This is a genomic window from Brevibacillus parabrevis (genome assembly GCF_022701015.1).
Taxonomy (GTDB): domain Bacteria; phylum Bacillota; class Bacilli; order Brevibacillales; family Brevibacillaceae; genus Brevibacillus; species Brevibacillus parabrevis.
This window is the reverse complement of the sequence record NZ_CP064090.1, coordinates 512501-534604: the sequence shown is the minus strand read 5'-3', so window position 1 is coordinate 534604 and position 22104 is coordinate 512501. Positions and strand designations below refer to the sequence as shown.

Sequence of the window (22104 nt, the reverse complement as noted above, 5' to 3'; positions counted from 1 at the left end):
ACAGGAGGCTGATTTTCATGCTGCTTAAATATTTTTACGATGAAAAACTCGCCCAGGCATCTTATTTGGTAGGCTGCCAGGCAACAGGGGAAGCGATCGTGATTGATCCGGCGCGCCATATTGAGCCATATGTACAGGCAGCGAAAGCAAATGGACTGAAGATTGTCGCTGCGACGGAAACCCACATTCATGCCGATTTCCTCTCGGGAGTAAGGGAAATCGGGGAAAGATTGGGAGCGACGCTGTATTTGTCAGACGAAGGCGGGCCGGACTGGAAGTATCAGTATGCAGCCCAGTACGAGCACCGCTTGCTGCGCGACGGGGAAACATTCCGTATCGGTCATCTGACGTTCGAAGTTCTGCATACACCGGGGCATACGCCAGAGCATATTGCCCTGCTTTTGACAGACAGAGGCTGGCCGGACACGGAACCGATGGGCATTTTTACGGGCGATTTTGTGTTTGTCGGTGACATTGGGCGTCCCGATTTGCTGGAAAAGGCGGCTAACGTAAGCGGCTCGGCTGACGAGATGGCGAGGAAGATGTTTTACTCGTTACAGCGGTTCAAGCAGCTTCCTGACTATTTGCAAGTGTGGCCGGGGCATGGGGCAGGCAGTGCGTGCGGCAAAGCGATCGGGGCTGTGCAGTCTTCGACGGTTGGCTATGAAAAACGTACGAACTGGGCGTTGCAGCATGAGCGTGAAGAGGAGTTTGTGCAGCAATTGCTCCAGGGCCAGCCTGAGCCTCCTACATACTTTGCGATGATGAAACATCTGAACAAAGTCGGGCCACAACCGCTGCAAGCGATAGCGGCACCTGTGCAGGCGGAAGCTTCCATTGGCGTGCTGGAAGAATGGAAGCAGCAGGGAGTAGTCATAGACGTCCGTCCGGCAGAAGCGTTCGCCCAAAAGCATGTGCCGGGCACCATCAATCTGCCCTGCGACAAGTCGTTCCCTACGTGGGCTGGGTGGCTGCTCGATTACGAGCGCCCGATTTTTGTGCTGGCCGAGAGGCAGCTTGTTCCCGCCGTTTTGCACGATTTGCAGTCGATCGGGCTGGATCAGGTAAAGGGCACGATGGAGCTTGGCAGGGGAGAACAGCTTGCAGAACAGTCTGTTGCTTTTGAGCAGTATCAGGAAGTCACGCCAGAAGCGGTGGAAGAGCAGGTTCGGGCGGGGGAGCTATACGTGATTGACGTTCGTTACGAAAAAGAGCTGGCAGAGGGGCAGATCCCGGGCGCGAAGCACATCATGCTCGGCTATTTGCCGCAGCGCATGCAGGACTTGCCGCGTGACAAGCCAATACTGGTGCAATGCAAGAGCGGCAGAAGGTCGGCGATCGGGGTGAGCTTGCTGAAAGCAAACGGTTTTTTACAAGTGCAAAATCTGAGTGGCGGCTTTGACGAATGGAGAAGGCGTGGGTTGCCTGTTACTCGGTGACAGAGGCTGAGTAGGGCGCTGCTACCGGGCAGATCGCTATGTCGCGGGAGTCTTAGTGGTGTCTCTCCCTTTTTTTGTGTATACTCTTTTTGCAAAGATGTTGTTATTGACATTGGCCGTAAAGGATTGGCAGAATAAGGGTAGTTCTCTATAGGGAACGTTTGTTGCCGTTGAATGCATGCCAAGATAGGCATGGTGATGATGCCTGTCAACTCACGGGCTTTTCGTAACGCAACACTCTTTACGAAAAGAGCATAAAACAGGGAGAGAGAACGATGAGTTTCCAACAAAAGTGTACCAAGTGTCATTCCAAAAAAGTCGACTATACGGAAGCGATCAACCGTCGGCTGTATGTTGTGATTTACGCAGCGGTGCTGATCGTCCTTGCCCTCATTGGCATATCGGTACAAGGCACGCCTGTTATTTTCTTGTTTCTCGGCTTGATGGGTGCGTTTATCCTGTTTGCGGTCAGGATGTATCTGGAAAGGAAAAAAGTAGTCAAATGCGTTTGTCTCGATTGCGGCGAACGTTGGCAAACAACTCCCGTCGCTGTCTCCCAAAAGCAGATGAAGTAGCGAAGAAAGGCTCTCCGCCATTGTGGGGAGCTTTTTTATTTAGTGTCTGGGGGCTAAGTACGGTTGTTGATCGCGGCTGTGGTGGAGGGAGGAAACAGGAGAAACCGCTGTAGGGACTTGGGCCTCTAGCGGGGAAGCGCGGACTGGCCGTCTCCGGCGAAAAAGGAAAACCGCGTCAAAAGCAGCGAGATCGAAGAAGCGGACGCACGTTGCCGCTTAAAAGCGTGTTTTCCTTTTTCACCTCCGCCTCGGTAGGAGTCCCAAAGCCCTTTCGCTTGTTTCTCCTGTTTCCTCGGCCGACGGTAAGCTTTAGTCGGAGATTGTTTTTTGGAGGTTGCTCAAGGGCGGAAAATCCAGAGCAGAAATTGAGTAAGTTTTTTCATGAACGGGTTGCATGAAGCGACCGTCTTGAAGAAGACTTTTAATCATGTTTCTGTGCTTTTTTGAAACCCTTGATCACCACCGCCTAAAGTATCGGTGACGCAGACTACAAAATGTCAGCCCTTTTGCATTGGCATTTTTCCTTGAAACCCGCGCCGACCACCACCAGCCGCTGACGAGGAAAGAGACGAAATCCGCGAAAGCTCTTTGGGATACCGACCGAGGTTCCGAGGAAAAAGCGAAACACGGTTTTAAGCGTCAACGTGCGTCCGCTTCTCTGAGTCCGCTGCTTTTGACGCGGTTTCGCTTTTTCCCCGGAGCCGTGCAGTCTAGACCCACAGCGGGTATCCCAAGAAGCTACAGCGATTCGTCTCTTTCCTCGCCACACCTAAGTACCGATGACGCAATCTACAAAGCATTACCCCAAGCAAGCTTTTTCGATCAAGCAGCTCCCCAAGCAAGCTTTCAATCCACCACTCAGCATTTCCCCGCCACACCGAAGCCCTTCATCATCTCCCGTTCCTGAATTTGTCAAATAAATAGGCGAAAAACTCTAAATTGAATCTTGAACCAGGAACTGGTATCCGATAATATAATAATTAAATGTTTGTTTGAATGTTTGTTGGATATATTCAGATGAGTTGGGGAAAATAGATGCTTGGGAAATAGGTGAGAGCATATGGCAAATGAACAAAAACATGACGGGTGCTGCAGCGGGCACCATTGCAGCTCAGAACATACCCATGGCAAAAAAACACTCACAGTGCTGGAGTCTGCGGCTGCCGTTGCCTCTGACGGTACGGCCGCTCTGTCCGGAAAGGCGATTGTCTACAGTGTGCACGGCATGGATTGCAGCTCGTGCGCCAAGTCGCTGGAAAGGCACATGCGGACGCTTCCAGCGGTGAAGGATGTCAGTGTTAATTTTTCAACCGGAAAAATGCAGCTTGTCTCTGACGGTTTGCAGGATGACGCGGTGATCAGGGAAGTCGCCAAGGCGGGGTACAGCGCCCAGCGGCTGGAGCGCAGAACATCTGGTGAGGCGGTCAAAAAAGATCAGGCGGGCACGCTGCTCACGACTCTTTCCGGAGTTTTTCTGGCGCTTGGCTTTGCAAGCTCCTTGACCAGCTTGGACGCATCGGTCAGCACGATTCTTTACGCACTCGCCATTATTAGCGGCGGCTATCGCCCGGCGCGCAGTGCTTTTTACGCGATCAAAAGCAAGTCGCTGGACATGAACGTACTGATGTCAGTTGCTGCGATTGGGGCTGCTCTGATCGGAGAGTGGCTGGAAGGGGCAACGGTTGTCTGGTTGTTCTCAATCGGCAATTTGCTGCAAACGAAGTCCATCGAAAAAACGCGCGACTCGATTCGCAATTTGATGGATCTCGCGCCGCCGGAAGCGTGGGTGAAAAAAGGCGAGACGCTGACCCGGATGTCCGTAGAAGAGATTGGCGTAGGCGATGTGATCGTGGTCAAGCCGGGAGAGAAAATTCCGCTCGACGGCGATATATTGGCGGGGCATTCCAGCGTGAACCAGGCTCCGATTACAGGGGAGTCCATTCCCGTCGACAAACAGGCTGGCGACGCCGTATTTGCAGGCAGCGTGAACGAAAGCGGCGCTTTGGAAATCAAAGTGACGAAGCTCGTCGCAGATACAGCGATTGCGCGGATCATCCATCTGGTGGAAGAGGCCCAGGAGAAAAAAGCTCCCACGCAGGCGTTTGTCGACAAGTTTGCCGCCATGTACACGCCGATTGTGCTGATTCTCGCCTTGTTCGTGATTGTGTTTCCTCCGCTGTTTGGCTTTGGCACATGGGGAGAATGGTTTTACAAGGCATTGGAGCTGCTTGTGGTTGCCTGCCCTTGCGCGTTGGTTATCTCGACGCCGGTTGCCATTGTTTCCGCGATCGGGAATGCCGCCAGAAATGGCGTGCTGATTAAAGGCGGGACTTTTTTGGAGAAGGCAGGAGCGATTGAAGCGATTGCTTTTGACAAGACAGGCACGCTGACAGAAGGCAAGCCGCGCGTGACTCAGGTAGTGGCAGTAGGAGAGGCGGAGGACGTCATCCTTGCCATTGCCCGGACGATGGAAGAGCGCTCCAACCACCCGATTGCCCAGGCGATTGTCGCTTACGCCAAGCAAAAGCAGATAGCCGCACGAGCGGGCGACGATTATCAGGCGCTGGTAGGAAAAGGCGTGCAGGCGACGGTAGATGGTGTGGTTTATTACGCAGGGAAGCCGGCGCTTTTCGAAGAGCTGGGGATTGACATGAGTCCTTGGAAGGAACAAATCGCTTCCTTGCAAGTCGAAGGCAACACACTGATTGTGGTTGGCACGAAGCACGAGCTGCTCGGCATGATTGCCGTAGCAGATGCGATTCGCGAGATTACGGTTGGCGCGATCAGTCAAATAAAAGCAGCCGGAATCAGCGAAATCATCATGCTGACAGGCGACAATGCCGGGACAGCGAAAAAGGTAGCGGCCCAGACGGGAGTCGATCGCTATTTTGCCGAGCTGCTTCCGCAGGACAAGGTCGAAGCAGTGAAAAAGCTGCAACAAGAGGGCAAAGTCGTCGCCATGGTCGGCGACGGAATCAACGACGCGCCTGCGCTGGCAACCGCCGACTTGGGTATCGCCATGGGCGGGGCAGGCACGGATACCGCGATGGAAACGGCAGATATCGTGCTGATGGCTGACAATCTGGAGAAGCTGCCGCATACGGTGAGAATCAGTCGCAAAGCGCTTGTGATCATCAAGCAAAACATCTGGTTCTCCATCGTGGTGAAGCTGGTTGCACTCGTGCTGATTTTCCCGGGCTGGTTGACCTTGTGGCTGGCTGTACTGAGCGATACAGGCGCTGCCTTGATCGTGATTTTAAACAGCATGCGCTTGCTCAGAATGAAACCGTAATGTGCTGAACGGCAAAAAGAAAAGGGAGAGAGCCATCGAGGCTCGTCTCCCTTTTTCGTTTGTTGGTGCAGGCTTGTTCTCGTTTAGACCAGGACGCCGCCGCCGTAACGCTCAAATTCTTTTTGCGTGCAAGCGACATAGTGGCCTGGCTCGATTTCCCGCAGCACTCTTTCTTCGGTCTGGTTCTGCAAGTATTCCTGATCGTCGAAAACAATCCGTTTGCGGTTGCGCTCGTAATCCGGGTCTGGCAGAGGGATGGCCGAAAGCAGAGACTTGGTATACGGGTGAATCGGGTTTTCGTACAAGCGGTTGCTCTCCGCCAGCTCAACGATTTTGCCGCGATACATCACGCCGATCCGGTCACTGATGTATTTCACCATCGACAGGTCATGGGCGATGAACAAATAGGTCAGGCCCTTTTCTTTTTGCAGACGTTTGAGCAGGTTGATAACCTGAGCCTGAATGGATACGTCCAGAGCAGAGATCGGCTCGTCCGCGATAATGAACTCGGGATCGACGGCCAAAGCGCGGGCAATTCCGATACGTTGGCGTTGTCCGCCGCTGAACTCATGCGGATAGCGGTTGGCGTGCTCGCGGTTCAGACCGACTGTTTCCAGCAGCTCGTGTACTTTCGCGATGCGCTGCTCTTTGGTAGCCAGTTTGTGAATATCCAGACCTTCTGCAATAATATCGGATACAGTCAGGCGAGGATTCAGAGACGAATACGGGTCCTGGAAAATCATCTGGATTTTGCGGTTCAGCCATTTCTTCTCTTCGCCTGTTTTTTTGCCGTGAACACTCTTGCCTTTGAACAGCACTTCGCCGTCTGTCGCATCGTACAGGCGGAGGATGGTGCGGCCAGTTGTGGACTTGCCACACCCGGATTCTCCTACCAGTCCGAAAATCTCGCCTTTGTAAATGTCAAAATTGATTCCGTCAACCGCTTTCAAAATATGGCCGCCGCCAAGATCGAAATGCTGTTTCAGGTCTTTGACCTCTACAAGCTTTTCGCGCTGGTCATACGATTTCGCTGCTTGCGGGCGTTGCACTTCGACTTTCTTTTCGTCGCTGTCTGTTTTGCGTCTCACTGCGGATGCAGGAGGATCGATTTGCGGAGCCATCTCATGCAACAACCAGGTTGCAGCATAGTGCGTATCCGAGATTTTGAACATCGGTGGCTCAAATTCCAGATCGACTTGCAGCGCATACGGGTTGCGTGCTGCGAACGCATCACCGACAGGAGGCTTGAACATGTCTGGCGGGGAGCCAGGAATGGACATCAGCTCTTCGTCGCTCGTATCGAGGTTAGGCATGGAGCCAAGCAGCCCCCATGTATACGGATGTTTCGGATCGTAGAAAATCTCATCGACATTTCCGATCTCGACAATTTTTCCAGCGTACATAACCGCTACACGGTCAGCCATATTCGCTACGACACCGAGGTCGTGGGTAATGAAGATGATGGAAGTACCCATTTTTTTCTGGATATCTTTCAGCAGCTCCAAAATTTGCGCCTGAATGGACACGTCCAGCGCGGTTGTTGGCTCGTCCGCAATGATCAGCTTCGGATTGCAGGCCAGCGCGATCGCAATGACGATCCGTTGACGCATACCGCCAGAGAATTGGTGCGGATATTGATCGACACGCTCTTTGGCAAACGGAATGCCAACCAGCTCCAGCAGCTCGACAGCGCGTGTGCGAGCTTCAGCGCGGCTCAGCTTCTGGTGTTTGATGAAGCTCTCCATGATTTGGTTTCCGATCGTCATCGTCGGATTGAGCGACGTCATCGGGTCTTGGAAAATCATCGAGATGTCGCGTCCGCGAACATCCTGCATTTCTTTTTCTGTCAAAGTAACCAAGTCTCTGCCTTCAAACAGGACTTGTCCTTTGGGAATACGGCCCGGAGGAGAAGGAATAAGGCGCATAAGTGCTTGAGACGTAACGGATTTACCGGAGCCGGACTCACCTACGATAGCCAGCGTTTCCCCTTTGTGCAGGTCGAAAGAAACCCCCCGCACTGCTTTTACCTCACCTGCATACGTGTCAAATGAAACGTGTAAGTCCTTTACTTCCAAAACTTTTTCCATAGAATCCTCCCTTTCCAACGTGATGATGTGATCAAACAACCCGCCATTTATGTGTAACAATCTCTCTAGTATGAATTTTTACGAAAATGAAAATCATTATCACCATTATACTATATTTGCTGAGTATTGTTAAAAAATTTTTTTCTATTCAGCACATACCTATCGGCAAAACCCCAAATGTTGCTAGGCAGGCTTCATTAGGGGCTTTTTTATCGTTGCCTTTCGTAAGCCAAGTCATACAATACATCAATTGAGTATGAATGCGGTCTGGAAAGGGGCGTATTTCGTGTGCAACTCGAGCCTTTGCGCAAGCTGCTGCAAGACCGATATCCGGAGCTGCGAAACGAAACATTTCGCGTGGACGATACAGGCTGGAGCAATTTTGTCGTCATCGTAGGAGAAAAGATGATTTTCCGCTTCCCCAAGACAGAGGAGGCGAAAGCGATCATCAGCCGGGAGATGCAAATTTTACCGCTGCTAGGGCCTATGGTGCCAGTGGCGATTCCCCAGTTTGTCTATTCCTCCACGCAGACAGACGACATCAAGTACGTCGGATACCCGATGATTTACGGGAAGCCGCTTTTTCGTGAAGAGATGAGCGGACTGTCTGACAAGGAACAAGAGCAAGTAGCCAAAGCGATTGGGGGATTTTTGAGCGGGCTGCATTCCTATCCGCTGGAAAAGTCGTTCGACAAGGCGATTGACCCGGCGTTGACCAAAGCTTTTTACGAAAATCTTCTGAAGCGAATTGAACGGAAGGCTTTTTCTTATATGCCTCTTGAGCTGCAACAGTGGACCAGGCAGACCTTTCAGGCGTTTGTGGCGAATCCGGACTACTTCGCGTTCAAGCCGGCGCTGTTGCACAACGATTTGAAGCCTGAGCACCTGCTCTACGACTTCGAGAAAAGGCGGCTGAACGGGATTATCGACTTCGGCGCAATGGGAGTAGGAGACCCCGCCTACGATTTTGTCGGGATTTACAGGGCGTACGGCGCAGCCTTTGCCCACAAAGTATTGAGCTATTACACCAGGGAGACTGACCCGGTGTTTTTTGACCGCATAACATCATTTTACGTCAAGACGATCAGCTTTTGGACACTATTTTACGGAATTGACTGCCAAAATCAAAAACTCATTCAGTATGCGCTTGGAAAATTGCAGGCATTTGCCCGAGCCAAGGGAACCTGAGGGAACGGAAACAGGAAGGAAGGACGGCGAGGTGAGAAAATGCGAGTATTGTTCTTGGAAAGCCACCCCATGTGGATTCACGGGCTGCCAAACGGATTTCGCGATTCAGGACACGATGTGATGATTTCAGGGCCGTTGACGGAGCAAAACATTCCCGAGATGCTCGGGGAGTTTCAGCCAGATTTGGTGATCGCCATCGGCTGGGGGCCTGAGCAAACGGCTGTCAAACTGGACTGGATTAATCGGTATGTGCATGAGGCGAATGTTCCGCTCATTTACTGGGCGACAGAAGACCCTACGTTTACAGAGAGCTTTACGATGCCGCTGATTCAAAGGGTGCAACCTGACTTTGTCTTTACGATTTGCTCCGAGCGGGTAGATTATTACGCACAACGAGGGATCAAGGCGGCACACATGGATTTTGGATTCCATTCCAGCATTCATTGTCCCGTTCCGGCAGAGGATGCGTATCGTACATCGATCGCCGTTGTTGCCAATGCGTACCCGCACGTCTTCAAGCAGCATGCTGACCATTTTCGGCTGGTGTCCCTGTTTACGCTCATTCGTCCGCTGCTTCATGCCAACATGCGCATCGACTTTTACGGCCGCGACTGGGACAAAATGAAACCATATCTGGGGCTGGACATCCCGCAAGAGTGGATTCACGGTTATTTGTCTTACCCGGATGCCCACAAGGTGTACAGCTCGGCAGACATCGTCATTGGCCTGCAAAACTACGAGACGCAGCTGACACAGCGGACGTATGAGATTTTGGGATCGGGAGGCTTCCTTGTTACACAGGATACACTGGCAGTCCGCAGCATGTTCACGTCAGGAAAAGACCTGCTCGCGGCTTCCACATCTCACGAGACGCGGCAAATCATCGAGCACTATTTGCAGCATCCGGAGGAACGCAAACAAATTCAGGAGCAAGGAAGACGGGTTGTTCGCCATGCGTCCTATCAACACCGCGCAGATTACATGGTGCAGGTGCTGCAAGCGCAAGGAATTTTGTCCACCGATAGCGAGACTGCGACTGGACCAGGCGAGCTGATCTCCTACCCGGAGCGAATCCGGCAACGCTATGAAGTGCACGATGTCCGCCGGGGAGATACGCTCTGGAAAATTGCCCAAACCTACGGGGTGACGATCGAACACATCATGAAGGAGAACGGGCTTACTTCCTATGATATTTACATCGACCAATACTTGAAAATCAGGGAGCGCAGCCGCGAAGCAAACGAAAGCGGCGGAGGGAGCACATGAGAATTTTGTTTCTGGAAAAAAATCAGGCGCTCCTTCACGGATTGCCGCACGGTTTTTGCGATGCCGGACATCAAGTGATGATTTCCGGGCTGTTGACGGAGTCCAATCTGCCTGCGCTGCTCCAGCGCTTCCAACCGGATTTCATCATGATGACAGGCTGGGGGCCAGAGCTGACTCCCACGCAGCAAGCGTATGCGGGCGAGCAAGCCAAAAAGGCGCGAGTACCTCTGATTTACTGGGCAGAGCAAGATCCTGCTTTCTTGGATATGTGGTCACTGCCTGTAGCTTTGCGGATGCAGGCAGATTTTGTTTTTACCGTCTCGCCAGAAAGTGTTCCGAGCTACGAAGCGGCTGGAATCCGGGCGGCGCATATGGATGTTGGCTACGACCCCAAGTGGTATGGCCCAGGCGAAAGCCCAACCCCTGACGAATCGTGCACACCTGTGGCAGTTGTATTTTCTCCGTTTCCTTATATGTATCGGCATCAGTGGGGCCATGAGCTCGCTGACGCTTTGCATACGCTCATCTGGCCTCTGCTTGCGAAGCGCATCCCGGCTCGCTTTTATGGAAAAGAGTGGGGGCAGATGCAGCCGTTTTTTGGCTGGAGCATTCCGCAGAACGGGACGATGTCTAAGCCAAGTCCTCTGGAAGCAAGACGGGTCTATCAGGAAGCGGACATCGTGATCGAATTGCAATCGTCCGAACAGCATATTTCGCAACGCATGCTGGAAGCCGCAGCGTGCGGCAGTTTGTTGCTCGCGCGCGAAGCTTCCGGTTTAAGGCGGATTTTTACTCCCGGCCATGATATGCTGGCATCTTCGTCTCCGCTACAGACAGCAGAATTGCTTTCATATTATATGGAAAAAAGCGGCGAGCGAAGGGAACTTCAGGCACAGGCGATGCGGACGGTTCAAGCCCATACGTACGAACAGCGCGCCCAATCTATCATACGCACGCTTGTAGAGGAAGGGATTGTCGCTAACGACAGGACAGCATCTATGAAGCGAGAAGAAAAGTTCTTGCGGCTGGGCCAGCCGATTTGCAGCAGAGACATGGTGCATGCGGTCAAGCCAGGAGAGAGTTTGTGGGGAATTGCCCAGACTTACGGGATAAGTATCGAGAGGCTGCGCGAGGCGAACCGACTCGTCTCTGATCTGATCCAGATCGGCCAGTTTTTGCGCATTCCGCAGCGAATCGCAGAAGATGACGAGCAGTGCAGGCGAGTGAAAAAGTGGCTGGACAAAGCAGCGCGCCTGTTTCAGCTCGATCCGTGTCTGCTCTACGGAATCGCCTATGCAGAGTCCGATTTTGGCCAAAATGCGGGCATGAGTACAGCAGGCGCGTTCGGAATCATGCAGCTCAAGCAGAAGACAGCGCAGGGGCTGGGCGTGGATCGGAACGATCCGTGGCAAAACATCGTAGGCGGAGCCATGTACATCAAGGAGCTGTTGCATGAATTTGCAGGCGATCTGCCCATGGCTTTAGGGGCGTACAACTGGGGGAAAAACCACGTTCGGATGGCCGCTCAGCAAGCGGACAAACAGTGGCTGATGCTGGCTCCCGAAGAAACGCAGCATTACGTCGCCAAAATAGTAAAATACATGAGCGAAGCGGGCAGCGTATGACAAGGCCCGCAGGTGCATGATACAGCGTCAGAAAGCCCGGCTTGATGGAGGGGGCTTTTTTGGCGCTGTTGGCGCTGCTAATAATTGAAGATAGGAAGAGATGGATGAGTTTGATATACTTTTAGCACAGAAATGAGAATTGTTATCAAAAAACCAATCGATCCATTTGTTTGTACATAGAGAGCCGTGAAGAAATATTCTGCAAGACTGAAGGTGTGACCAAGATGAATGACAGACAAGCGATGTTCCAGGAGTTTACCGAGCATGTGATGGCCGATGTCATGTTCAAGCTCCGCGATATTGCCTGGATAAAAGGAGACGAGCATGAACGTCTGCGCCAACAGTTTACAAATTCACACATATTGCTGATCGTAACCGGCGGGAGAGGCCGTTTGCGATTGGAAAATGTCGAGCATCAGTTGCGTCAGGATGCGATTTATATATGCCCCCCGATGAGCACGTTCGGGATCGATCCAGACTCGGTTGACGAATTGCAGATGTACGTCATGCGCTTCGACGCGTTTAGCGAGTCCAAGCAGAGAAGGAGACGTCTTCGCGTATTGCGGGAAGAGCACGAGTTTCCATTAATGGGGGAAGTATCTGTCCGCTCCGCGGGGCAGCTTGTGCTGTACTGCGATTCGATTGCAGAGCTATGGCAGCAGGCAGGCGGGATCGACCGTTTTCGCAGCCAGACCATGTTTCAAGAAATGTGGTACCACATCGTGAAGAACGTCGATTTCACGGCACAAGATTCAGCTACGGCGCTGGAACGAGCACGTGCCTACATGGAAGAGCATTACTCGCAAAATATCACGATTGAGCAGCTCGCCCGGATTGCCGAAGTCAGCCCGAAATACTTCGTGGATTTGTACAAGAAAACATACGGTGTATCCGCGATGGATTACGTCACGGAGCTGCGCATTAGCCGGGCGAAGCAGCTCATGGCGCAATCCCACGTAAAGCTGCGTGAAATCGCTCACCAGGTAGGATACAACGACGAGTTTTACTTCAGCCGCAAATTCAAAAAAGAGGTGGGAGTTTCGCCTACCTTTTATATGAAAAGCCGCCAGCGCAAAATCGCCGCCTACCGCGCCCCGATCATTGGGCAGATGCTGGCATTGAAAATGATGCCGTTCGCAGCTCCACTGCACCCGAAATGGACGGCCTATTACTACCAAAACTACCGAAACGACATCCCCGTCCATCTGAGCGCGTTTCGCCAGAATGAAAACTGGAAGGCAAACATCGAAATGCTGCAAGAAGCCAAGCCCGATGTAATCATTTCGCTGGACAAGGCCAATGAACAGGAGACCGAGCAGCTTGCCCGCATTGCGCCAACTTTGTTCGTGCCATATGAAGCGCAAGGATGGAGAGAGCAGTTGCTGATGATCGGCGATTTTTTGGGAGAGTCGGTGGAGGCCAGACACTGGCTGGCTGCCTATGACGAGAAAATGGCCAGAGGACGGGAAGGGCTGCGAAAAACGCTTGAGGAAGAAACGTTTCTCATTTTGCGCGTGTTCAAAAATGAGCTGACTGTGCACTGCAATCGCAGCATGAACGAGGTTTTTTACAAAGGGCTGCAAGTGAAGCCGGCTTTTGTTACGACAGAGGATGTTTACGATCAGACCGTATCGCTTGCCGATGTGGCTGCGCTTAATCCTGACAGGGTGCTGATGCTCGTTTGCCAGGAAGCCGAGACTTTGGAAACCTTCAAACAGTTGAAGCTGTCTGCGCAGTGGCGGGATTTGAAAGCGGTGCGAAACAACCGGGCGTACCTGATTACTTCCGATCCGTGGCGAGAGTATTCAGCCCTTGCCCATAATCGGGTTCTTGACCAATGCTTGCGTCTATTTTCAGGAGATCGTCCATGACGATTCTGGATATCGTCCATGGTCGCGGATAAGCAGATGCATTATAATCACGAATGATAATCGTTATCAATAAAGATCATATACAAACATATGAGAGGGGCTTTTCAAGTAATGAAAAAGGTATATCTGGGTCTTAGCATCGCCATGCTGGCAATTGCACTGACTGCGTGCGGCGGCAACCAGGCTGCAAACTCCACAGCCACGAACAACAGCACCACACCTGCTGCGACTACGACAACAGCGGAAAAACCTGCTGAAGAGGGTGCCAAACAAGAGACACGCACGATCAAATACCTCGATAAAGAATACACTGTCCCAAGCAAAGTAGAACGGATCGCTATCACAGGCAGCATGGAGTCCATGGAAGATGCGCTCGTGCTCGGCGTAAAACCGGTTGGGGCCATTTCCATCGGTGGCAAGTTCCCTGAGATGTTTGCTCCGATCACCGGAGAAGCAAAATCCACTGGCGAGAAAATCCAGCTGAACCTGGAAAGCATCGTGTCCATGAAACCAGAAGTCATTCTGGGCAGCAGCAAGTTCCCGCCTGAAACTTTTGAGAAATTGACCAAAATCACTACAGCGTTCCCGGTTTCCCACATTTCCACCAACTGGGAAGCAAACCTGCTCTTGCTGGGTGAATTGACTGGCAAACAAGCTGAGGCTCAAAAAGTGATCGACGACTACAAAAAAGAAGTCGAGGCAGCAAAAACTCAATTGGGTGAGGGCGTGAAAGACAAGAAAGTGGTAGCAATCCGTTTGCGCCAAGGTAGTATCAACATTTATCCGGAAAAAGTGTTCTTCAACCCATCCCTCTACTCTGAATTGGGTTTCACAGCACCAGCAGAAGTAAAAGCAGCGAAGGCACAAGAAGTGGTTTCGCTGGAGAAATTCAGCGAAATGAACCCGGATTACATTTTCGTCCAATTCTCTGCGGATGAGAACAAAGACAATCCAAAAGCACTGGAAGATTTGGAAAACAACCCGATCTGGAAGAGCATCAACGCTGTGAAAAACGGCAAAGTATTCGTAAACGTGGTTGATCCGCTCGCACAAGGCGGAACAGCTTGGAGTAAAGTACACTTCCTGAAAGCTGCTGTTGAAAAATTGTCTGCCAAGTAATAGTAGGCGAGGTTAATCGCATGCAATCAAAAAAAGCAGTACCTATCCTCATACTTGCGATTTCGCCCGTAGCGATTGCGCTAGTGATCGTGTTGTCTATTCTGTACGGGGCTAAGCAGATTGACGCATACACCGTCTATCAAGCTCTCTTCCAGTTTGACGAAGGGAATGTGAATCATCAAATCATTATGCATTCCCGTTTGCCACGAGTGTTGGGCGCACTCATGATCGGAGCGTTTTTGGCAATATCAGGAGCATTGATGCAGGGGATGACGAGGAACTACCTCGCGTCCCCCTCTATTATGGGGGTATCCGATGGTTCGGCCTTTGCCATTACCTTGTGCATGGTGCTGATGCCTGCTTCGTCGAATACGACAATGATTTTCATGTCGTTGGCTGGTTCGGCGCTGGCAGTTGTGATGGTACTCGGATTGTCCAGGCTGTTGCCCAATGGATTTTCGCCTGTCGCTTTGGCGGTAATCGGGACGATTACGGGAACGTTTTTGAGCGGTGTCTCTGCGGCTATCGCTTCTTATTTTCAAGTCTCGCAAAATGTAAGCTTCTGGTATAACGCGCGGTTGCATCAGCTTGAACCGGGGCTGATTTGGCTGGCGGTTCCTTTTGCTGTCGTCGGCATTATCATGGCTCTGTTCTTGTCCAAGTCCATTACGATTTTGTCGTTGGGGGAGGAAATCTCGCTCAGTCTGGGACAAAAGACGGTCTTGGTCAAAGTGCTGGCAACGACGGCTGTCGTTATTCTTACAGGCATTTCGGTAGCATTAGCCGGAAAAATCGGATTTGTCGGGCTAATTATTCCCCATATGACCCGTTTCCTGGTCGGCCTGGACTATCGCTGGATTGTTCCGTGCGCAGGCGTGATGGGAGCCGTTTTCCTTGGCTTGTCTGACGTCTTCAGCCGCTTCATGAACAGCCCGTTTGAGACGCCAATTGGAGTTGTTACCGCATTTATCGGTGTGCCGTTCTTCCTCTATCTGATTTACAAGAGAGGGGGAGGCAAGCATGCGTGATAACAGAAGCAGATTTCGTCTGGTTCTGACAGTCAAGATAATCCTGATTGTACTGGCAACTTACATTAGCATCACAAACGGCGTGTTCGACATGTCCGTGATGGATGTGGTTCGCACTTTGTTGCGGCTCGGGTCGTCTCCTGAGCAGGACCTCGTTATTTTTGAATTTCGGTTGCCGCGGATTGTCATTGCAGCGTTGGTCGGCTATGGCTTGGGTGTTGCAGGTGCTGTCATTCAAGGCATTACCCGCAATGGTCTGGCTGATCCGGGGATTTTGGGGATCAACGCCGGGGCAGGTGCGTCTGTCGTAGCATTCATGTTTTTCTTCCAGGGACAGTTTACGGATGCCAGTTGGTTCTCCATCATGGCAATGCCGCTGTTTGGTCTGGCCGGGGGCTTGTTGGCCGCCGCGTTGATTTACATGTTTGCCTGGCGCAACGGAACACTTGACCCGCAAAGGCTGATCCTGGTCGGGATCGCGATCGGATCAGGGCTGGGAGCAGTAGCTTTGTACTTGTCGCTGAAAATGAACCCGAACGATTTTGAAATGGCTACTGTCTGGCTGACCGGAAGCATCTGGAACGCCAACTGGACGCATATTAGCGGAATGCTCCCCTGGTTGATCCTGCTTGTTCCTGTCTTGTTGCGCAAAGGGCATATTCTCGACTTGATGCAGCTAAACGAGGAATCGGTGAAAAGCCTTGGGGTGTCGGTGGAAAAAGAACGCAATCGGCTCTTGCTGTCCAGTATCGGGATCGTAAGCGCGTGCGTTTCCGTTTCCGGCAGCATTGGTTTTGTCGGTCTGATGGCTCCGCATATAGCCAAGCGCCTGACGGGTATTGCTCACAGACATGTTTTGCCGCTATCCGGCACAATCGGGATGTTGATGGTGATTGCGGCGGACTTTATCGCCAAGACCGTATTCACTCCGGTTGAACTGCCGGTTGGCATTGTCATCTCGATCATCGGGGTGCCGTATTTCTTCTATCTGCTTAGCAGAGCCAAAAAATAGAGAAAAGCAGTCCATTTGGATAGAGTCGGGAGGAGGGCGCCACTTTGAGCAAGGGGCGCTCCTCTGATTTTGGGAGAGAAAGCAAAAAGGGAGGAACGAAAATGGAACTGGCAAAATTGATCAGAGAACGCCGCTCGATTCACCGTTTTGAAAATCGCGAGGTAGACCCGGCGCTGGTGGCCGAGCTGTTGGATACAGCCGTTTGGGCGCCTAACTACCATATGACCCAGCCGTGGCGTTTTATTGTGACGCATGGCGAAGGCCGCAGAAGAATCGCTGAAGCGGTGCGGATCATGAAGGAAAAACGCGAAGTGGACCCTGCCAAAAAGAAAGAAGTAGGGGAAAAGTTCTACAACAAAATCATGGCGATTCCGATGCTGATGACAGTTATTATGAAGGAAAGCCCCAACCTGATCGAGCGTCAGGATGATTTCGCGTCCACCAGCATCGTCATCCACAATTTCAGCTTGCTGGCGTGGGAAAAAGGCATCGGTCTGACCTGGGAGACTTACCCTTGGATTCACGAGCCGGAATTTCGTGAGGCGATGGGCATTGCTCCGGGAGAAAAAGTGTTGGGTAACCTGCACATCGGCTATCCGGCAGCGATTCCAAGCCCGCAGCCGCGCGTTCCGGCAGCCGAGCGGATCACGTTTGTGGATAAAGCGTAGCGCAGGACAAGAGGGGAACATTTTTTCTTGTCAGGCAGTTACTTTTTGTGGTACTCTTGGGACACTCTACAAGAAAGGGTGACCATCAAGCCAATGATTTACTAACTCCTGTTTCCACAAAAACAATCGGATAAGACGATGCGTTTTTTGGATGGGAGTAGTATGTGTGCATATTGGCAAATGGATGGTAGAGCCTTTGATGTTTCTTTGCAGAGGGTTTCTATATCTTTTTGACGATGATATGCTGTGCCTCCTGTCCAGATCGCAAATGGATAAGGAGGCTTTTTTATGTCAAATATGCTTAAAAATCGGTACGTCAGGGCGATTTTGTTGTCGGGCTTGTTCTTGCAAATCGGGATATGGGTACGCAATTTTGCCATACTGCTGTATGTCATGGACCATACCGGAGGCGATCCGTTCGCTGTTTCCATGATTTCTGTCGCGGAATACGCGCCGATCTTTCTGTTTTCTTTTCTCGCGGGAACGTTTGCTGACCGTTGGCGGCCGAAACGAACGATGGTCTGGTGCGATGTGCTCAGTGCCTTGTCCGTGATTGCCGTACTGGTCACGTTTGTCTTCGGAACGTGGAAGGCGATCTTTTTCGCAACGCTGATCTCGGCCGTGCTCTCGCAGTTTTCCCAACCATCGGGCATGAAACTGTTCAAGCTGCATGTTCCGGCGGAGCAGATGCAAGCGGGGATGTCCGCCTATCAGACGCTTTTTGCCATCTTTATGGTTCTGGGGCCAATCTTGGGTACATTTGTGTTCCAGCAATGGGGGATGGAAGTATCTATGATCATTACGGCCGTTGCCTTTCTGGCTTCTGCCGGGGTGCTGTACATGTTGCCGCCTGATCGGGTGGAAGAGGGAGAAAAGCAGGAATCTGCCTTGCTGGAAGAGATGGCGAGCGGGATTCGCTATGTGCTCAGAAGTCGCGTGTTATCCTTGTTGGGCATCTGTTTCATGGCAGCGGGGCTAGGTATAGGAATGGTGCAGCCTCTGGCGATATTCCTGGTGACCGAACAGCTCCAGCTGCCTAAGGAGAGCCTGCAATGGCTGTTGATGGTTCAAGGTGTGGGCATGATTGTAGGAGGGGCGCTGACGATGGCGCTGGCGAAAAATGTGCCTCCGCAAAGGCTGCTCGTTCTCGGAATGCTGGGCAATGCCGTTGCCCTTGGCGTATGCGGGGTGTCTACTCACTTGTGGCTGACGCTGCTCGCCCAGCTTTTGGCCGGATTGCTGTTGCCGTGCATTCAGATCGGGATCAATACGATGCTGCTCAAATATACGGAAAGCTCCTTTATCGGACGGGTAAACGGCATTTTGACCCCGCTGTTTACAGGTTCCATGGTGATCATGATGAGCGTGGCAGGGGTGCTGAAGCTGCATCTTTCCCTCATGCTTGTGTATGAAATCGCGGCGATTCTGTTTTTGATTGGCCTGAGCTTTATACTGCCGCTGTATCGCGTAAAAGAAGGAAAGCCGATGCCAAGCGCAGAACAGATTGGATCATGAGGAAACAGCCGTAACGGCGGAAAAGCGGCAAGGAAAATTGGTGATAGAGGATGGGGGTTGCGATCAGATGACGCATGAGCGGATTACGTCCAAGGAAGGGCTGGAAATGGAAGCGGCGGTCAGGGAGCTTGCGATCCGCTGGCCTGAAGTGACGGAAAAGGTCGATGGCTTCGGGCATACGTCGTTTCGGGTAAGCGACAAGCCGTTTGTCATTATGGGAGAGGGGGGCGCAGAAGGCCCCGCCCTCTCCTTCAAAGTGCTCAAGACGACACAAGAGCTGTTGCTCGCCCAGGAGCACTTTTACAAGACGCCGTATATCGGTCACCACGGCTGGGTTTCCATTCGCGCCCAAAACGTTGCGGATTACAGCCTGCTTGCGGACTATTTGCTGGAGGGTTACTTGTGTGCAGCTCCCAAGCGTTTGGCAAAACAAATGCAGGCGCAGCTTCCGTCGCTCATGGAATCATGAGGAGCTGTCATTCAAGCGATCTACCAGACAAAGGGGGAGCCCCAGTTGGATTGGAATCTCCAACAAATCAGCAAGTTGCTTGAGGTCGTCTTCGAGAATGCCCATGAGCCGATGATCGTGACGGACAGGGACGGCAAAATCCTTTTGATGAACCGGAGCTATCGGGAATTTTTGAACGTGCAGGATGTCATCGGCAAACCCGTTACAGATGTGATCGAAAATACGCGGATGCACATTGTCGGCCAGGCAGGTGTAGCGGAGATTGCGGATATCCAGCAAATCAAGGGACAAAAGATGATCGCCCACCGCATTCCGATCATGGACGAGGGCAACGTGATCGCTGTACTCGGAACGGTGCTGTTTCAGGATGTGCAGGAGCTGACTGCCCTGGCTGCGATGGTCGATCAGCTGAAGGACGAGCTGACTTACTATAAGAAAGAACTGCGGCGCAGGATGGGGGCGACCTATCATTTTGACCAGATCGTCGGATACAGCCAAAAGCTGCAGGAACTGAAAAAATTTGCCCAAAAGGTGGCGACCAGCGATTCGACGGTATTGATTACCGGGGAGAGCGGGACAGGCAAGGAGCTGTTTGCCCACGCGATTCACGCGCAGAGCAAACGGAAGATGGGGCCGTTCATTCGCGTGAACTGTGCGGCGATCCCGGATACTTTGCTGGAATCGGAGCTGTTTGGCTATGAAGAAGGAGCGTTCACCGGAGCGGTTCGCCGCGGGAAAAAGGGCAAGTTCGAGCTGGCCAATCACGGGACGATTCTGCTCGATGAGATCGGGGATATGCCGCTGCCTTTGCAGGCCAAGCTTTTGCGCGTTTTGCAGGAAAAGGAAGTGGAGCGGGTTGGCGCTGTCCGGACGACGCCAATCGACGTGCGGGTGATTGCTTCCACGAACCTCGATCTGTTGCAGAGCATCAAGGAAGGGAAGTTCCGCGCCGACCTTTACTACCGTCTGAACGTAGTCACCTTGTCGATCCCTCCGCTGAGAGAGCGGCTGGAAGATTTGCCGGAGCTGGTATCCAACCTGCTCAAGCAACTGGGCGAGTCTACAGGCATCACGGTCAAAGTGATCGACGAAGAGGTCTGGAATGTGCTGCGGGGCTATGCTTGGCCGGGGAACGTACGCGAGCTGCGGAATGTGCTGGAGAGAGCATTGCATCTGATGGAGGACGATGTGCTGAAAAAAGAGCACATTTGGCTGCCGGCATCGGACGAGACGGCAGTTGTTCCTGTGGCGGATGCGCCGTTCAGAGAGCTTATGCCTTTAAAGCAGCTCATGGAACAGACGGAGCAGGAGGCGCTTGCGCTTGCGATGCAGCAAACGGGCGGAAACAAGCTGGAGGCAGCCAAGTTGCTGCAAATCAGCAAGTCCAGCTTTTATGAAAAGTGGGAGAAGTATTCCCAACGGAAATAATGGATGCGTACTGAAAGCCGGGACAGGGCGACAAGGCCGAGTTCCCGGCTATTATTTTTGCCAGATTCCGCGTTTCCGGAATAGAAAAAAGGAGAAAGGTGTCGACGGCAGAAGGTTTTGACATTTTGCCGGAGCTGTTTTTGGCTGGTTTTTTGCTAGATTCCAAAAAAGCGGACGCATAATTCCGGAAATCCGGAAAATTTTGCAAGCGCTATCATTCGGGTGTCGGTGCCCGGTGACTACAAAGTGGCGCGAATGCTGGATTTGTCGAAAAGGTGACAGAGTTGGCACGATCCATGCAATTCAGAAACGGTTGTAAGCGGTTTCTTTTGCGGTGATTATAAACACTGCGCCTCCAAGCTGGAGGGCAATCTGAAAGGAGAATCCTATGATCATTGAAGTGTTGTCTATCGTGATCGCGCTCGGCCTTTTGATGTTTTTTGCGTACCGGGGCTACCCTGTTATCGTCTTTGCCCCGATCTTTACGCTGCTCGCGGTCGTTTTGTCGGGAATCGCGCTTCTGCCAAGCTATACGGAAACGTTCATGACCAATGCAGCAAACTATGTGAAATCATTTTTCCCTATTTTTCTGCTGGGTGCCATTTTCGGAAAAGTCATGGAGTTGAGTGGAGCAGCTTCGTCGATCGCCCATACGATCGTGAAGGCGCTGGGCTCCAACCGTGCGATTTTGGCTGTCGTGCTGGCATGTTCGATTTTGACGTATGGCGGGGTTTCGCTGTTCGTCGTTGCCTTTGCTGTCTACCCGTTTGCCGCAGCGATTTTCCGTGAAGCGAACATCCCAAAACGTCTGATCCCGGGAACGATTGCACTCGGTGCATTCACGTACACAATGGATGCTTTGCCGGGTACACCGCAAATTCAGAACATCATTCCTACTACTTATTTTGGTACAGACGCTTATGCGGCTCCGGTCGTCGGCATTATCGGAGCGATTATCGTATTCGTCGGAGGGATGGCGTGGCTGGAGCGGAGACGCAAGCAAGCCGCAGCCGCCGGAGAAGGTTACGGCGAGGGGCATTCGAATGAACCAGAGCTGTTGAAAACCGAGTCCTACATGAACATCTGGGTAGCGATTTTGCCATTGGCGCTTGTCCTTGTCGGCAATTACTTGTTCAGCCGGGGCATCTGGACAGTGGAGGGCTGGTATGATGCCACCATGCTCAAAGACTCGTTCAAAATCGAAAAAGTGAAAAACGTCGTGTCGTCCTGGGCGTTGATCATTTCCCTTAGCCTGGGGATTCTCGCAGCGCTGCTCATCAACGTCAAGCAGGTGAAAAACAAGCTGGCGAGCGGACTGACTGCTGCTGCGATGGGAGCTTTGCTGGCGATTTTCAATACCGCGTCCGAAGTAGGTTTTGGTAACGTCGTCAAAACATTGCCTGGCTTCAAGCTGATCCAAGGCTGGATTTTGGGGGCAAGCGATCATCCGCTGGTGTCCGAAGCCGTAGCCGTAAACGTGTTGGCAGGCGTGACCGGTTCCGCTTCTGGCGGGATGTCGATT

The 22104-nt window shown here is 52.1% G+C and carries 16 protein-coding genes (1 of these 16 running past the window's edge); 15 read left to right on the top strand and 1 reads right to left on the bottom strand.

Features of this window, described 5'->3' with window-relative positions; genetic code table 11:
- The first annotated feature begins 17 nt into the window (after positions 1 to 17).
- The 3 genes from IRJ17_RS02420 (at position 18) to IRJ17_RS02410 (ending at position 5306) form a co-directional block, all read left to right on the top strand.
- A complete protein-coding gene (locus tag IRJ17_RS02420) occupies positions 18 to 1439 on the top strand; it encodes an MBL fold metallo-hydrolase (protein WP_242773028.1) in 1422 nt (473 codons plus the stop codon).
- A 275-nt stretch (positions 1440 to 1714) separates the two neighbouring features.
- Positions 1715 to 2014 (top strand): hypothetical protein, encoded by a 300-nt coding sequence (locus IRJ17_RS02415; RefSeq protein ID WP_063229105.1) that lies wholly within the window; start codon positions 1715 to 1717, stop codon positions 2012 to 2014.
- Between the two features lie 1060 nt (positions 2015 to 3074).
- Positions 3075 to 5306 (top strand): heavy metal translocating P-type ATPase, encoded by a 2232-nt coding sequence (locus IRJ17_RS02410; RefSeq protein ID WP_242773025.1) that lies wholly within the window; start codon positions 3075 to 3077, stop codon positions 5304 to 5306.
- An 83-nt stretch (positions 5307 to 5389) separates the two neighbouring features.
- Here IRJ17_RS02410 and IRJ17_RS28100 read toward each other — a convergent pair whose 3' ends face one another.
- Positions 5390 to 7393: an ABC transporter ATP-binding protein gene (locus IRJ17_RS28100; protein WP_278189480.1), complete on the bottom strand. Its 2004-nt coding sequence runs from the start codon at positions 7391 to 7393 to the stop codon at positions 5390 to 5392.
- A 288-nt stretch (positions 7394 to 7681) separates the two neighbouring features.
- On the opposite strand from IRJ17_RS28100, the gene IRJ17_RS02395 reads away from it, so the two are divergent.
- From IRJ17_RS02395 to IRJ17_RS02340, 12 genes are all read left to right on the top strand, one after another.
- Positions 7682 to 8581 carry a phosphotransferase family protein gene (locus IRJ17_RS02395; RefSeq protein ID WP_122962208.1) on the top strand — a complete coding sequence of 300 codons (900 nt, stop codon included), beginning with the start codon at positions 7682 to 7684 and terminating at the stop codon, positions 8579 to 8581.
- A 39-nt stretch (positions 8582 to 8620) separates the two neighbouring features.
- A complete protein-coding gene (locus tag IRJ17_RS02390; protein ID WP_217023394.1) occupies positions 8621 to 9847 on the top strand; it encodes a DUF3880 domain-containing protein in 1227 nt (408 codons plus the stop codon).
- Positions 9844 to 11472 (top strand): DUF3880 domain-containing protein, encoded by a 1629-nt coding sequence (locus tag IRJ17_RS02385; RefSeq protein WP_242773023.1) that lies wholly within the window; start codon positions 9844 to 9846, stop codon positions 11470 to 11472. The genes IRJ17_RS02390 and IRJ17_RS02385 overlap by 4 nt, the downstream gene beginning before the upstream one ends.
- Positions 11473 to 11696: 224 nt before the next feature.
- Positions 11697 to 13343, top strand: coding sequence for an AraC family transcriptional regulator (locus IRJ17_RS02380; protein WP_122962211.1), 1647 nt, complete (start codon positions 11697 to 11699; stop codon positions 13341 to 13343).
- A gap of 111 nt (positions 13344 to 13454) precedes the next feature.
- On the top strand, positions 13455 to 14462 hold the full coding sequence (locus tag IRJ17_RS02375; protein ID WP_122962212.1) for an iron-hydroxamate ABC transporter substrate-binding protein: 1008 nt from the start codon (positions 13455 to 13457) through the stop codon (positions 14460 to 14462).
- A 20-nt stretch (positions 14463 to 14482) separates the two neighbouring features.
- Positions 14483 to 15490 (top strand): FecCD family ABC transporter permease, encoded by a 1008-nt coding sequence (locus tag IRJ17_RS02370; RefSeq protein ID WP_122962213.1) that lies wholly within the window; start codon positions 14483 to 14485, stop codon positions 15488 to 15490.
- The gene (locus IRJ17_RS02365; protein ID WP_122962214.1) at positions 15483 to 16502 is read left to right on the top strand and encodes a FecCD family ABC transporter permease; all 1020 of its coding nucleotides are present in this window, start codon (positions 15483 to 15485) and stop codon (positions 16500 to 16502) included. The genes IRJ17_RS02370 and IRJ17_RS02365 overlap by 8 nt, the downstream gene beginning before the upstream one ends.
- 101 nt (positions 16503 to 16603) lie before the next feature.
- Positions 16604 to 17170, top strand: coding sequence for a nitroreductase family protein (locus IRJ17_RS02360; protein WP_173600148.1), 567 nt, complete (start codon positions 16604 to 16606; stop codon positions 17168 to 17170).
- A gap of 288 nt (positions 17171 to 17458) precedes the next feature.
- On the top strand, positions 17459 to 18685 hold the full coding sequence (locus tag IRJ17_RS02355) for an MFS transporter (RefSeq protein WP_122962215.1): 1227 nt from the start codon (positions 17459 to 17461) through the stop codon (positions 18683 to 18685).
- A complete protein-coding gene (locus IRJ17_RS02350; protein WP_229049794.1) occupies positions 18675 to 19154 on the top strand; it encodes an MmcQ/YjbR family DNA-binding protein in 480 nt (159 codons plus the stop codon). The genes IRJ17_RS02355 and IRJ17_RS02350 overlap by 11 nt, the downstream gene beginning before the upstream one ends.
- Positions 19155 to 19199: 45 nt before the next feature.
- Positions 19200 to 20582 (top strand): sigma-54 interaction domain-containing protein, encoded by a 1383-nt coding sequence (locus IRJ17_RS02345; protein ID WP_122962216.1) that lies wholly within the window; start codon positions 19200 to 19202, stop codon positions 20580 to 20582.
- 388 nt (positions 20583 to 20970) lie between these two features.
- Positions 20971 to 22104: the 5' portion of a GntP family permease gene (locus IRJ17_RS02340; protein WP_122962217.1), read on the top strand. Its footprint extends 249 nt past the window's final position; only the first 1134 of its 1383 coding nucleotides appear in the window; it begins with the start codon at positions 20971 to 20973; its stop codon lies beyond the right edge, outside the window.

Bases quoted from the DNA above. Each gene is read 5' to 3' on its own strand.
- IRJ17_RS02420 (WP_242773028.1), top strand. From the start codon at position 18: ATGCTGCTTAAATATTTTTACGATGAAAAACTCGCCCAGGCATCTTAT.
- IRJ17_RS02415 (WP_063229105.1), top strand. From the start codon at position 1,715: ATGAGTTTCCAACAAAAGTGTACCAAGTGTCATTCCAAAAAAGTCGAC.
- IRJ17_RS02410 (WP_242773025.1), top strand. From the start codon at position 3,075: ATGGCAAATGAACAAAAACATGACGGGTGCTGCAGCGGGCACCATTGC.
- IRJ17_RS28100 (WP_278189480.1), bottom strand. From the start codon at position 7,393: ATGGAAAAAGTTTTGGAAGTAAAGGACTTACACGTTTCATTTGACACG.
- IRJ17_RS02390 (WP_217023394.1), top strand. From the start codon at position 8,621: ATGCGAGTATTGTTCTTGGAAAGCCACCCCATGTGGATTCACGGGCTG.
- IRJ17_RS02385 (WP_242773023.1), top strand. From the start codon at position 9,844: ATGAGAATTTTGTTTCTGGAAAAAAATCAGGCGCTCCTTCACGGATTG.
- IRJ17_RS02380 (WP_122962211.1), top strand. From the start codon at position 11,697: ATGAATGACAGACAAGCGATGTTCCAGGAGTTTACCGAGCATGTGATG.
- IRJ17_RS02375 (WP_122962212.1), top strand. From the start codon at position 13,455: ATGAAAAAGGTATATCTGGGTCTTAGCATCGCCATGCTGGCAATTGCA.
- IRJ17_RS02370 (WP_122962213.1), top strand. From the start codon at position 14,483: ATGCAATCAAAAAAAGCAGTACCTATCCTCATACTTGCGATTTCGCCC.
- IRJ17_RS02365 (WP_122962214.1), top strand. From the start codon at position 15,483: ATGCGTGATAACAGAAGCAGATTTCGTCTGGTTCTGACAGTCAAGATA.
- IRJ17_RS02360 (WP_173600148.1), top strand. From the start codon at position 16,604: ATGGAACTGGCAAAATTGATCAGAGAACGCCGCTCGATTCACCGTTTT.
- IRJ17_RS02355 (WP_122962215.1), top strand. From the start codon at position 17,459: ATGTCAAATATGCTTAAAAATCGGTACGTCAGGGCGATTTTGTTGTCG.